The organism is Rhodococcus sp. OK611, assembly GCF_003050885.1.
GTDB classification, from domain to species: Bacteria; Actinomycetota; Actinomycetes; order Mycobacteriales; family Mycobacteriaceae; genus Rhodococcus_G; species Rhodococcus_G oryzae.
Window position 1 is genome coordinate 145,769 of the sequence record NZ_QAOZ01000008.1, and the last position, 12,274, is coordinate 158,042.

Genomic DNA, 12,274 nt, shown 5'->3' on the forward strand with positions numbered 1-12,274 from the left:
CAAGAGCGACCTCGCCGGCAGTGGCACTTCGGCGGCCGGAATTGCCCGAATGTGACACTTCCGCAAACAGATACGGATGCGGACAGACCTGACGTGGCTCGGGTCTCACCATCGCGAGTAGGCGGTGAACACATTCCCGTGGAGGTCGGGGGTTTGCAGGTACACCGCGACCCGACCCCCATGGGAGGCGGCTTCGTCGATGAACTGATCGCCCGTCACCGGCGTCCACCCCCCGGTGTTCCACACCGACTTCGGGTCGAGACCGACGGTCCAACGGTCCCCGAAGACCGCATTGATCACATTGCCTGCTTGGATGTCCGCGGCGACCCGGGTTTCGCTGGGATCGAGAACCGCACCGACATATTGGAGTTCGGGGTTCACCACCGGCGTCAGCGCCGACGCGGTACCGGCGCCGAGCAGCAATGCCCCCGCCGCCCCGACAACGAGCCCCGCGACCGCAGTGGTGGTCTTGACGATATTCATGAAATTCCCCTCCCGTGCCGGCGCCCTCGGCCCCAGCGAACGTGCGGGACCCGTCAGACAGCCAGCTAACATCAGGCTAATCAACGGCGGTCGATTCCGAAAGTCGGCCGGCGACCGAAGGTTCCGAGCAGTGCCCATTCTTCAAGGCCGGAATACGTAGGGTCCGCCGACGAGTGGGGAGTGCGACCGGCCACCCCAATAGCGGCGATTTCGGCGACCCACACCCACCCGAGCCGGCCGAGTCCGAATCAGCGGCTAGTATTCCGAACACGAGTGGTGACGTGAGTTATCATCTAGCTATCTCAGCCCTCTGACGCGGTAAACCCGCTGGAAGGACCCAGTCCCCGAAGATGGACTCCGATTTCGCTTCGCGCTTGAACAAGCTGTTCGAGACCGTGCACCCTCCCGGGCGAAAGCCGCACACCAACGCGGAAGTGGCGGATGCACTGATCGAGGCCGGGCACCACATCTCGAAGCCGTACCTGTCACAGTTGCGCTCGGGACAGCGGACGAATCCTTCGAACGAGACGGTGGCCGCATTGGCCAAGTTCTTCAAGGTCAAGCCGGACTACTTCTTCAACGACATCTACGCAGCGAAGATCGATCACGACCTGAAACTCCTCTCGCAGCTGCAGGGGTACGGGCTGCGCCGGCTCTCGAGCCGCGCGTTCGACCTGTCAGAGGAGTCGCAGACTCTCCTGACCGCGATGGCCGAGAAGCTCCGCGCGAGCGAGGGCCTGCCCGCGGTTCCCCCGGACTCGACCGAATAGTCCGCGCCGCGGGCGCGATCAGCGCCGGGCGAGCCGGGAATGCGCGCGGGCGATCTCCAGAACCCATCTGCGGTCCGAGACGCCATCTGGGGTGCTGATCCACTCCGGGTCGAACGGGACCTCGGGCGAGTGGTCCACCCATTGCGCGACAACCCGAGCGCGTTCGGCCGCACTCGACGGGACCGGCGAATCGTCCAGTCCACCCATTCCGAGACCGATCTGAAGGTAGAGCGCGTCGAGAATCTGTGACACCTGATCCGAGGCCCGCAGCACGCTGCTGGAGTGCGCGAGGTCGCCATCGACCACCTCGGGAAAGCGCTCGGTGACCAGGCGATGAACCTTCCGCAGCCGGGCAAGCACGATCCGCGCCCGCACCCACGCCTCCACCATGAACCACAGCGCACCCGAGGCCATCAACGCGGTGCCAAGCGCCCACGGCCAGCCGGGATCGAAAAAGGTCGATCCGTTGCGGACGATCGCGGCGACCCCGGCCACCACGATCACCGCGCTGCCCGCAGTGAACAGCGCGATCCCGCGACCGAGCGGGGTCGGCGCGAGGTGGCGGACACCGGTGACGGACACGACCCCGAACATCGCAACCACGACCGCGCAGGCAATCCACGGCGCATCAAGAACCCAGGCGGCGCCGACCGCGACCGCCGCCAGGGCGTACACCACCCCGGCGAACCGGCCGACGGCGCGCCGGGAATCGAGCGGCCACACGGCAGCGGCGATCACGAAACTCGAGGCCGCGCTGACCATCCACAGTCCGACCGAGAGCAGATCGACGTCGACGTGACGTCCCAGCAGAACGCGGAGTTCCGGGGTCGCGACGAATGCCCCGACCGCGAGCGACGCCACCGCTGCCACGATGGCGAATCTGACCATCGTGGGGGCGCGGACTATCGCGCGCCCCACCCGTGCTCCCGCCGCGATCCAGGCGAGCAGCGCAACTATCCAGTAACTCACCCGAGCGCCTCGTCGTATCGCAGCACCGACACGGGATTGCCGTGTCTGGACAGAATGGCCAGCCGGTGCAGAAGCAGGCCGGCGAAGGTCTCGGCCTCCCACTCCTGGATCTCGTGCTCGACGGACGGCGGGTCCACGCCGCGCGAGCGCTGGCTGAGCATGTATGCGATGAGGTCATCGTCGGCGGCCAGCGTCTCCTCCTCGATCGCCGCACCGGCATGACCGAAGACGACGTGCCCCAGCTCGTGCGCGAGCGTCCGGTCCGGGTTCGGCAAACCATCGGCGATGATGATCTCGTCATGATCGACAAAGCTGAGGTGTTGTCCATAGACACCGATGGGCAGCGGCTGCGTGCGGACGGTGATCTCGCGACCTCGCTCCGCAGCGACCCGCACGACCACCGACGCGAGGCTTGACGCCTCGGCCGACGCCGCGACCGCACACACCGCATCGACGGCCGCCGACACACGGCGATGAGACCTGATCGCCTTGGTCATTCGTCCCCCATCACAGGCCGCGACGCGCGGTCGGTCCGAAGAACTCTGCGTATGTCGCGTTCGCCCTCGCGCGCTGCGCACGCGCGCCCCGGGCCGAGAACACCGCAGACACCGCCGCGACGGTCGAGAGCCCGCCGAGGCTCACCAGCGCGCTCCCCCACTCGCCCAACCCAGACTGGGCCGAGGTGGCCTCGTAGCCCGGTTGCGGCGACCGAGTTTCGTCGAGCGGTGAGACATCGGGACGAACATCGGTCGAACCAGGCGCGATGGCGTCGGCGGCAGAATCCGGGACGGGCGCAGGGATCGCCGTCTCACCCGGAGGCGCCGGGACGGGTGCCGGGACCGACTCACCTGGAGTCACCGGGACGGGCGCCGGGACCACCTCGCCCGGAGGTGCCGGGACGTGCGCCGGGACCAACTCGCCCGGAGGTACGGAGATGGGAGGCGGTATCACCAGATTGTTGCCGGACAGCGTGGGACCACCGCCCTGGAGAGGGGGGACCGGAATCGGAATCGGGACCGGGACCGGGACCGGGACCGGGACCGGGACCGGGACCGGGACGAGTCCACCCCCGGCCGTGGTGGACGGGCTCGTTGGCGCCGTGGTGGACGGGGTCGTTGGCGCCGTGGTGGACGGGGTCGTTAGCGCCGTGGTGGACGGGGTCGTTAGCGCCGTGGTGGACGGGGTCGTTAGCGCCGTGGTGGACGGGGTCGTTGGCGCCGTGGTGGACGGGGTCGTTGGCGCCGTGGTGGTCGGCTCGGGCACCACTGGCGTCACCAGCGGCGGGGCCGTCTGCGGAGCCGTTGGGCGGGTTCCGCACGGAGGCCCGGACGCAGGGACTCCATGAGGACACTGGGGATGGTTCGGATTGCAGGGTCGATGCGAGTGTGACTGGGCGCAGCCCTGAATCGGGTCGGCGACCGCCGTCGCGGCGCCACCCAGGCCGATCCCGGCAAGGATTGCACCGGCACCGCACCAGCGGAGTACCGCCAGCGCCCGGTGGCCGCGGCGAAGGCGCTTTAACGAGCGTCCACCTGCATCACGTCCACCGATCGCCGGCACACCACTCTCGGCCGGCATCCTCACCATTGCGTCTCCAAGTCCGCCGCTCGCCGATCAAGCAACTCCGATACCCATGAAGGCCGTCGGACAAATCCCCATCCAGCGACGCACCTGCAACGATTCGTGAGTGGGCAACCACTGAGCGATCGGCTGGGTCGGCAGGCCACCACGGGTATGCTAGCTGTTTGCTGAAATCTGGCAAATGCCAGACTGCAAGGCAGGGCACCGATGCCCGTGAAACCTTCACTCACCCGCAATAGCGGCCACTTCGCGGCGCCGAACCGACCACACCCGGCCTGTTGCCCACAGACATCCACGTGACACCCCGACCGAACGCCGATTCGAGCCCGGCTCCGACAGCGCCCCCCACAACGCCGAAAGCAGCGCCAGCAAATCTACAGCCTCGCATCGCTTCCTCGGCCGCGAAGTCGGCAGGTGCCGTGCAATTAGAGTCAACCACCACAATCGACTAGGCATCCGAGCCGGCTCACCGCCCTCGGCCTTGACCAAGCCTAGAACTGCTATCTTCTAGCAACATCCTGACGGCCAAGTGCTGCGGATTAGCCGGATGCCTCCAGCTTCGATCAGTAGCCGAACAGGCCGGTCCATCTGCGCATGAAAACGAAGAGGGCAGTATGACCGCAGCAAATGGTCGAGACCAGCGTGACGAAGGCCAACCGATGGCGTTCAAGAATCGAGTTGCCGAACTCGCCGCAGGCATTGGCCTCACCTGCGGACTGGCCCTCGCGGCGCACTTCACCGAGTCCGAAGCGCTGATACTCCTGACAGCAGGAGCGTCCGCGGCCCTCATCGCCGTCGGACTTCTCTGCATGCAGGCAGGCCACTCGGCCCGGAGGTCCGTCGCCCCGCGGAGATCCGTCGCCCCCGTCAGTACACCTCTGATGGAGGCGGTGAACGACATGACCGACGAGGAACTGTCGGGGGCTATCGCCGCACTGCATTCCAACCAAGTCGCGATGGCCGCCGCCGGCCATCCGGCGCAGGCCCAAAGGATCGCGCACGACAAGTTCACATGCCTCGAGGTAGCCCGACAGCGCCGCGAGGCCGCCAACAGCCAAGCCCGCCGACAGAGGCGTCTCATCGCCGCGGTGGTGGCAGCGGTCGCCGCGATCGGGTTTGCCGTCGGCATAGCCGGCATCGCCGACAGCATCGCGTCGGCGAAGGCGCAGGAAACCGCGGAGCAGTGGTACGCCCGGGAAACCCCGCAGCACAACGTCATCTGAGTCTGCGTTCGCGGAACCGGATGCGATGGGCAACCAGCTGAGCCGAGTCCCAATAAGTTAGCTGGAAGCTTGCCAGCAATTGTTCGCATCGCTAGACTTCATTCGCGCCGTTTTCGTCCCCCGACCGAAACGTCGCCGGTCCCGCTGGGTAGAACCCCCGATCCACCCAGCGGGGCCGACCACCCGATCGGCAGACCTCGGCAAATCGCCCGGCACGGACCACGGCTCAGTAATCTTCCAGCTATGTCGGTGCCTACGAGGCGATGCATCTCGCCGGCGCTGGCGGGCAACGAGGCCAGAGGAGGAGCGATGAGGATTCCGCTGTGGATCGGCGGCCCTGCCCTGCTCGCACTGGCGGCTCTGGACGCCGCGCTCGTGATCCAGGCTCGTTCGGTCGGTTCGCTGATGCGGGCGCTGATGCGCGGGATGGGAACTGACCTTCCTGAACCGTCGTCATACGACACGGTCACCCGGTGCAGTGCGCACACCCTCGAGGTCGACGAGGTCGTCGCCACACCGAGTTAGCACCGAATTGTTGTGGCAGTGCACCTCGGCGCACGCGGGCATCGAAGGCCGAGCATGGGAGGACCGAGCGCGCACGGTGGTCGCCGCCATCGTTTGTAGGCTCGGCGCCATGTCGAACACATTCCTGGCACCGGTGGGCGCCGAGTTGACGATGCCGGAGCGCAGCACGGTCACCTCGCATCCGGCCGGCTGGCTCGTATCGTCGCCCGAACGGCTGGAGGTATTCGACGCGACATTCGACCGGTCGCTGTTCGCAGCCGAATTCGAAGGATGCGGTGCTTCGACGGTGTCCGACGCGCTCGACTACGCGGCGGTCAGTCTTCGAGACCGAGCGCAGCTGCACAGGCCGGACGGATCGGTCGTCTGGGAGCACGTCCACGACGGTTGGCCGGAGTGGGGAACCGGTTCCGCGTACTGGGATTCGGCCAGCGAGACATTCGCGTTCACCGAGCCTGGTGACCACAGTGATCGTTGGTGCCTTGTCCGCGACGGGAAGATGGTCGCGTCCGTCGAACTCACCGACCTGACGGCGGGAGGATCACACGTTTCCCGCACCCGCAGCGGGCATCTCGGGCTTTCGATCGGTGCAGGGCAGGATGGCTGTGCGGTCTATTGGATCGATCCGATTCGGCTCGGCGATCGTCTCGACCCGCTCGTGTACGACGAAGAGGTCGTCCTCGATGTCGGCCGAGTCGATTCGGTGGTGACGCTGACGCACGAGTCGGACATCATGCGGGTGCGCCCTGCCGTGGACTCGGATTCATTCATGTCGATACGTTCCGAAGACATCGATTCCGGCATCGAGGAGGGCATCCCCTTCCACTGGGCAGTTGGCGCCGAGGATCGATTCGTTGTGTGCGTCGGCGACGACGATCACCAGGTATTCGCCTCCGGTGCAGCGGATCTCGATTCCTGGACCCGGCTCGATCACCCGGCAGGCCTCGGTCCGGATGCCACACTTGTCGGCGGTGCCAACGGACTGTGCGCGAGCTGTGACTGGCCGTCAGGAGTGGTACGCCTCTGGCGCGGTCCGATGGTGTGATCCGCACGCGGATACCCGGGTCACGCGCGCTCATCCGGCCGCAGCGCCGAACCACGTGGGCAGCCGGCCGATCAGATCCTGTTGATCCTCACCGACCCAGGACACGTGGCCGTCCGGCCGCAGCAATACGGCGGGCATGTCGAGTTCGTCGCTGACGTCGACGACGTGATCGACGCGGTCCGCCCAGCCCGCCACCGACAGCCGACCGGTCTGGTCGAGCAGCAGCCCGCGGCCGGCGTGCATCAGCCCGTAGAGGCGGCCTCGATTCTTCAGCGCCACGTCCCGCAGCCGCCTGCCGAGCAGTTCGTGCCCCTCGCCGAAGTCGTACCGGACCCCGATCGCGGTGACCTTCTCGGTCAGGAACCGATTCACCTCCTCGAAGTCCATCAGTTCCGACAGCAGCAGGCGCACGGACCGGGGACCCGGCTCGGTGGACAGCAGCTCGGACTGCACGCGGGTGTTGTTCAGCACGTCGGCGGCCACCGGGTGCCGTTCGGTGTGGTAACTGTCCAGCAGCCCCTCCGGCGCCCAGCCGCCCACCTCGGCGGCCAGCTTCCAGCCCAGATTGAACGCGTCCTGGACGCCCAGGTTGAGGCCCTGCCCGCCCAGCGGCGGGTGGACGTGCGCAGCGTCGCCTGCCAGCAGCACCCGGCCGACCCGGTAGCGCTCGGCCAGCCGGGTGGCGTCGCCGAAGCGGGACAGCCAACGCGGTGAGTGCACGCCGAAGTCGGTGCCGGCGAACACCCGCAGCTGTTGCTTGAACTCCTCGAGGGTCGGCGGGACCGACCGGTCCTCGGCCACCCCCGCGGCGGGCACGACGATGCGGTACACCCCGTCCCCGGAGGGTCCGGCGCCGAATCCCTTGTGGGTCTTGCGGACCTCGGACACAACGGCGTCCAGGATCTCCGGCGGCGCGGCCACCTCCATCTCCCCCAGCAGCGACTCGACCCGGGTGGGTTCGCCGGGGAAGCCGACACCCAGCAGCTTGCGCACCGTGCTGCGGCCGCCGTCGCAGCCGACGAGGTAGCGCGAGCGCAGCTGCGTGCCGTCGTCCAGCTGGGCGGTCACCCCGTCGTCGTCCTGGCTCAGGCCGACCAGTTCGCGGCCGCGCCGGATCGGGGCGCCGAGTTCGGCGGCGTGCTCGCTAAGCAGTCGCTCGGTGACGGGCTGCGGGATGCCGAGGATGTACGGATGCGCGGTGTCCAGCCGGTCGGGCCGCGGCTTGGCGATGCCGGCAAAGAAGCCGCCGACCGGGTACTTCTTGCCCAGCGCGAGGAACCGCTCCAGCAGACCGCGCTGGTCCATCACCTCGACGCTGCGCACGTGCAGGCCGAGCGACCGGACATGCCTGGTCGGCTCGGTCAGCTTCTCCAGGACGAGCGGCTGCACGCCATGCAGCCGCAACTCTGCGGCCAGCATCAGTCCGGTCGGTCCGCCACCGGCAACGATCACGTCGATCATTCGAAAACCCCCGTTCGACAAGAACCCGCGTGCTTCGCGAATCCCTGATTTCCGCAGGTCCTGGCCTCCGGCTTGGAGATTCTGCAACACGATGGGGGTCTTGCCGCAAGACCCCCATCGCGCTATATGTTGAGAGTGGCAGGGAGTTGGCAAACTCCTTGCCTTTCTTTCGTCGTCCGACCCCCACGGACAACCTCCTCACGAAGCCGCGGGAGCGCTGAGCGAAGCCCGACAGACCGGAAAGTTGTCCCGGCGTGGCTCGGCACCGTGCGGGGATCTCAGTGGGATGATTTCGCCTACGCTGCGGCCGACCGCTGCACGGGACTCCGCTGCGGTGCGTCTGCCCGGATACACGGGGTGGCTGGATCTTCGGGGGAGGACGGCTGGTCGGGGTGAACACCGTTGTCACTGCAGAGCGAGAACGCCGATCCGACGGTGACCGCCTCACCGATCCCGCTGCAACACGATCCAGGGATTTCCGCCCGGACATCGAGGGTCTGCGGGCCGTCGCCGTGGTCATGGTCGTCCTCTTCCACGCGGGCGTTCCCGGTGTGGGCGGCGGGTTCGTCGGCGTCGACATCTTCTTCGTCGTTTCCGGCTTCCTGATCACGGGGCTGCTGTGGCGCGATGTGTCGACCACCGGCACGGTCGGCCTCGCCCGGTTCTACGGCGCGCGGGCTCGACGGCTGCTGCCTGTCGGTGGCCTGGTGCTGGTCGTCACCGCGATCTGCTCGGCGGTGCTGCTGCCTCCGCTGCAGGCGCGGGACGTCCTCGGCGACGAGATGGCGAGCGCGCTCTACGTCGGCAACTATCGGTTCGCCCTGCACGGCACCGACTACCTGGCCGCCGACGCGCCGCCGTCGCCGTTCCAGCACTTCTGGTCGCTCGGTGTGGAGGAGCAGTTCTACCTGCTGTGGCCCGCCCTCATCATCGGGGCCGCCTGGCTGGTTCGGCGCGTCTCGCGTCGCGGCGTCGCGGATGCCCCGACATCGCCGACGCCGTACCTGCTCGTACTCACGCTGGTTGCGGCGGCATCGTTCGCGGTCTCGTCGGCCTGGACCGACACGCTGCCGTCGTGGGCATTCTTCTCGCTGCCGTCGAGGGCCTGGGAACTGGCAGCGGGCGGACTGGTGGCGCTCTCGCTCCGCGGGTGGAGTCGGCTGCCCGCGACCGCGGCCACCGTCGCCGGATGGGCGGGCCTGGTCCTGCTCGTCCTCGCGTGCACACGACTTGACGAGACAACTCCGTATCCCGGCACCGCCGCGCTGCTTCCGGTGCTGGGCACCGTCCTGGTGATCGGCGCCGGCTGCGCCGCACCGCGACTGGGGGTCGGTCGCGGACTCTCACTTGCGCCGATCCGGGCCGTCGGCCGGGTGTCGTACTCCTGGTATCTCTGGCATTGGCCGGCACTCCTGCTGATGCCTGCCCTCCTCGGTCATCCCCTCGGCCTGCTCGGGCGGCTCGGTGCGGTCGCGTTGTCCGCCGGATTGGCCATGCTGACCCTGTACCTCGTCGAGAATCCGGTCCGGTTCGCAGCACCGCTACGGGATTCGGCATCGCGCAGTCTCGCCCTCGGTGGCGCCATCACGGCCGTCGCCGTGTGCGCGGGGCTGCTGCTCCTCGTCGCACGCCCCGTCCCGGTCGGCCACGGCGCGGCGGCTGCGGATCTGACGGTCACCACCGCGCCCGCGCCCGCGGCGGCGGCCCCGTCCGTCGACCCGCACGAGGCCGCGGTGCAGCAGCTGACCGCGCAGGTGCACGCCGCGGTCACGGAGTCGGCCGCAACGCTCGCCGTGCCGTCGAATCTGTCCCCGACGTTGGCCGACGCACCGGCCGACAAGCCGGAGGTATTCGTCAACGGCTGCGTGCGGTCCTGGCTCGAGGTCGGTGCGATCGACTGTGCCGCGGGCGATCCGACCTCGACGACGACGGTGGCGCTGGTCGGCGACTCGCACGCCGCAATGTGGGATCCCGCATTCGAATCGGCTGCCGAGCAACGACATTGGCGGCTCAAAACCCTGGGCAAGGTCACCTGCCCGCTGCTCGACCTGCCGATCACCAGCCCCTACCTCGGTCGGGAGTACAGCGAGTGTGAGCAGTGGCGAGGCGAGGTCGTCGCGCGGCTACTGGCCGAGCGGCCACGGTTGATCGTGCTGAGCATGTCCCGGCGCTACGGCGGCGACTTCGGGTTCGACGTCTACGGCCCCGCCTGGCTCGACAGCCTGACCCACATGGTGGCGCAGCTACGGGCCACAGGAGCGGCCGTCCTCGTCCTCGGTCCGGTCCCCGATCCGCATTCGACCGTGCCGACGTGCTTGTCCGCCCACCTCGACGACGTGACCGCCTGCTCGCCGCTCCGCCCGGTCGCGGTGAATGCCGCGGGAGTCGCGGCGGAGGCCGCGGCGACCGCGGCAGGCGGCGGACAGTACGCCGACCTCACGGAGTTGTTCTGCACCGCGGACCGCTGCCCCGTCATCGTCGGCAAGGATCTGGTGTTCCGCGACGACAACCACCTGACGCTCGAGCATGCACTGGCGCTCACGCCGGTCGTCACCGCACTCGCGGACCGCGCACTCGCCCCGCGCTGAGCTCAAGACGTACACGCCATTCACTTCAAATCATCATCGAATAGTGCAGGCGTAGAACCGGAACCAGGTCCCACCTGTCGATCACATTCGGTGCTAACTTCGTAGTGCACAATGGCCGCGCTCGCGCTCGGCGGGCGCACCGGTGCCAGGGAGGTGCAGCGCTGTGCCGCGCGAGGACGATCACCCGCAGACCCGGGTCGGCGAGTCGAATACGAGCCGCCGCGACCCCCACGTTCCGCCCGCCGAGGAGCAGATCCACTGGCCGGAACCAAGCCCCCTCAACGACTGGTGGCAGACCGTGATGAACGGCGGTCGAAACTCTCCTGCCTGACCGCGGGCGCATGCCGAGGAATCCGTGGTCACCGACAATCGGCCGCTTCGAAAACGGGGCGGGCGAACGAAGCGTGTGGGAGGGTGTGCGGGTCGAAACCGGAGGGAGAACCGTGAGCCGCAGGATCACCCGAAAGGCCGGCATCGCCGCCACAGCGTTGACGGCGGCCACCGTGCTGAGCGGCTGCCTGGCCCCTGGCACGCCCCCCGGATGGTCGAGCTACACCATCGAGCAGGGCGCGCACAGTGCGTCGGTGGGTCGCCCGACCGGCGCAACCGGCCCGTTGGAGGGCTGGGTCAGCCCCGGTGGGGCGTCGCGCACCTACGACTTCGTGCTGACCCCGACCGCCGAGTACGTTCTCACCTCTCCCACCCAGCCAGAGGACCAGTTCGACTGGAACAAGCTGCCCGGCTTCTCTGACTGCGGCGACTTCGACCTTGCTCGTAACGGTGCCATGTTCGGCTGGCGGTGGCGTACCGACACATCGCCGCGCGTACTCGAACTCGTGCCGTACGCCAATGCGAATGGAGTGCATCAATACCCGGAAAGCGCGCTCGTCACCCTCTCCCACGACGATCTCGCTGCCACTGTGCCCCTGAGGTATTCGATCCAGATCGACGGGCCGGTATACCGTTTCGCCGTCGATGGCACCATCCTCGGCCGGGACATCCACGAGACGGCCACGCTCCCCCGGTCCTGCCCTTCCAACCCCACCAGAACCGGGAAGTGGTACGCCGGCTTCTACTTCGGCGGCACCTCGACCGCCCCGTCGCAGATGTACGCCTACGTGCGCGAGCCCGCAGGCGGCGCGGAGCCCGGTCAGCCCGGCGGGGAGGGTTCCGTTGGCATCGGCAGTCCCGCAAGCTGATTCATGGTCGCGCCAGGACGCCCACCGGGAACGTACGCCCGGAACGCGCCTCATGTTTCGCGAGCGAGGGCAGGTCGGGCGCAATCACGTTTCGCCAGAGGCTGTCTCGCTCGTCACCCGTGGCGATGCGTGCCGATACATCCCACTCCTGATCGGCGATCCGAATCCGAACGGAGTCGGCCGCCGCTAGGTTCCTCATCCAATCAGGGTCGGTTTTCGATCCAAATGCGGAACCCACCACAACGTACGAATCGCCGTGCTCGAGGTAGATGACCGGGGCGGTTCGCGGAATTCCGGTCTTGCGACCGGGCACCGTCAAGAGGAGAACGGGCAGTCCTACCGACTTCCCACCGAGACGACCGTCCGATCTCCGGTACAGGGCGGCGGTCACTCTGTTGACGAACGCCAATGCGGTCTTCACCGTCGGATGCAT

At 67.9% G+C, this 12,274-nt stretch carries 12 protein-coding genes; 7 read left to right on the forward strand and 5 right to left on the reverse strand.

All coding sequences use genetic code 11. The features are described 5' to 3' along the window. Positions 1 to 105 precede the first annotated feature (105 nt). The gene (locus C8K38_RS12050; protein WP_097211690.1) at positions 106 to 483 is read right to left on the reverse strand and encodes a hypothetical protein; all 378 of its coding nucleotides are present in this window, start codon (positions 481 to 483) and stop codon (positions 106 to 108) included. A 350-nt stretch (positions 484 to 833) separates the two neighbouring features. Between C8K38_RS12050 and C8K38_RS12055 the strand changes: the two genes are divergently transcribed. Beyond that, positions 834 to 1,253, forward strand: coding sequence for a helix-turn-helix domain-containing protein (locus C8K38_RS12055; RefSeq protein ID WP_097211691.1), 420 nt, complete (start codon positions 834 to 836; stop codon positions 1,251 to 1,253). Positions 1,254 to 1,271: 18 nt separating this feature from the next. Here C8K38_RS12055 and C8K38_RS12060 read toward each other — a convergent pair whose 3' ends face one another. Both C8K38_RS12060 and C8K38_RS12065 read right to left on the reverse strand, forming a co-directional pair. Next, complete coding sequence (locus C8K38_RS12060; protein WP_143548448.1) at positions 1,272 to 2,222, reverse strand: hypothetical protein; 951 nt, start codon at positions 2,220 to 2,222, stop codon at positions 1,272 to 1,274. Beyond that, a complete protein-coding gene (locus C8K38_RS12065; protein ID WP_097211693.1) occupies positions 2,219 to 2,719 on the reverse strand; it encodes an ImmA/IrrE family metallo-endopeptidase in 501 nt (166 codons plus the stop codon). The genes C8K38_RS12060 and C8K38_RS12065 overlap by 4 nt, the downstream gene beginning before the upstream one ends. Positions 2,720 to 3,300: 581 nt before the next feature. On the opposite strand from C8K38_RS12065, the gene C8K38_RS27135 reads away from it, so the two are divergent. The 4 genes from C8K38_RS27135 to C8K38_RS12085 all read left to right on the forward strand — a co-directional run bounded on the left by C8K38_RS27135 (position 3,301) and on the right by C8K38_RS12085 (position 6,593). Beyond that, positions 3,301 to 3,567, forward strand: a complete 267-nt coding sequence (locus C8K38_RS27135) for a hypothetical protein (RefSeq protein WP_181320857.1) — start codon at positions 3,301 to 3,303, stop codon at positions 3,565 to 3,567. Between the two features lie 850 nt (positions 3,568 to 4,417). Then, positions 4,418 to 5,026 carry a hypothetical protein gene (locus C8K38_RS12075; protein ID WP_143548450.1) on the forward strand — a complete coding sequence of 203 codons (609 nt, stop codon included), beginning with the start codon at positions 4,418 to 4,420 and terminating at the stop codon, positions 5,024 to 5,026. 309 nt (positions 5,027 to 5,335) lie between these two features. Beyond that, positions 5,336 to 5,551: a hypothetical protein gene (locus C8K38_RS12080; protein ID WP_097211696.1), complete on the forward strand. Its 216-nt coding sequence runs from the start codon at positions 5,336 to 5,338 to the stop codon at positions 5,549 to 5,551. Positions 5,552 to 5,660: 109 nt separating this feature from the next. Next, positions 5,661 to 6,593 carry a hypothetical protein gene (locus C8K38_RS12085; RefSeq protein WP_097211697.1) on the forward strand — a complete coding sequence of 311 codons (933 nt, stop codon included), beginning with the start codon at positions 5,661 to 5,663 and terminating at the stop codon, positions 6,591 to 6,593. Positions 6,594 to 6,623: 30 nt separating this feature from the next. Here C8K38_RS12085 and rox read toward each other — a convergent pair whose 3' ends face one another. Next, a complete protein-coding gene (gene rox, locus C8K38_RS12090) occupies positions 6,624 to 8,054 on the reverse strand; it encodes a rifampin monooxygenase (protein ID WP_097211698.1) in 1,431 nt (476 codons plus the stop codon). A 392-nt stretch (positions 8,055 to 8,446) separates the two neighbouring features. On the opposite strand from rox, the gene C8K38_RS12095 reads away from it, so the two are divergent. Beyond that, complete coding sequence (locus C8K38_RS12095) at positions 8,447 to 10,642, forward strand: acyltransferase family protein (RefSeq protein ID WP_097211699.1); 2,196 nt, start codon at positions 8,447 to 8,449, stop codon at positions 10,640 to 10,642. 443 nt (positions 10,643 to 11,085) lie between these two features. Next, positions 11,086 to 11,841, forward strand: coding sequence for a hypothetical protein (locus C8K38_RS12100; protein ID WP_179800542.1), 756 nt, complete (start codon positions 11,086 to 11,088; stop codon positions 11,839 to 11,841). A 1-nt stretch (position 11,842) separates the two neighbouring features. On the opposite strand, the gene C8K38_RS12105 is transcribed toward C8K38_RS12100, so the two are convergent. Continuing rightward, positions 11,843 to 12,274, reverse strand: coding sequence for a nitroreductase/quinone reductase family protein (locus C8K38_RS12105; protein ID WP_097211700.1), 432 nt, complete (start codon positions 12,272 to 12,274; stop codon positions 11,843 to 11,845).

Excerpts from the sequence above, each read along its gene's own strand:
- C8K38_RS12050 (WP_097211690.1), bottom strand. The coding sequence starts at position 483 with ATGAATATCGTCAAGACCACCACTGCGGTCGCGGGGCTCGTTGTCGGG.
- C8K38_RS12055 (WP_097211691.1), top strand. The coding sequence starts at position 834 with ATGGACTCCGATTTCGCTTCGCGCTTGAACAAGCTGTTCGAGACCGTG.
- C8K38_RS12065 (WP_097211693.1), bottom strand. The coding sequence starts at position 2,719 with ATGACCAAGGCGATCAGGTCTCATCGCCGTGTGTCGGCGGCCGTCGAT.
- C8K38_RS12075 (WP_143548450.1), top strand. The coding sequence starts at position 4,418 with ATGACCGCAGCAAATGGTCGAGACCAGCGTGACGAAGGCCAACCGATG.
- C8K38_RS12080 (WP_097211696.1), top strand. The coding sequence starts at position 5,336 with ATGAGGATTCCGCTGTGGATCGGCGGCCCTGCCCTGCTCGCACTGGCG.
- C8K38_RS12085 (WP_097211697.1), top strand. The coding sequence starts at position 5,661 with ATGTCGAACACATTCCTGGCACCGGTGGGCGCCGAGTTGACGATGCCG.
- rox (WP_097211698.1), bottom strand. The coding sequence starts at position 8,054 with ATGATCGACGTGATCGTTGCCGGTGGCGGACCGACCGGACTGATGCTG.
- C8K38_RS12105 (WP_097211700.1), bottom strand. The coding sequence starts at position 12,274 with ATGCATCCGACGGTGAAGACCGCATTGGCGTTCGTCAACAGAGTGACC.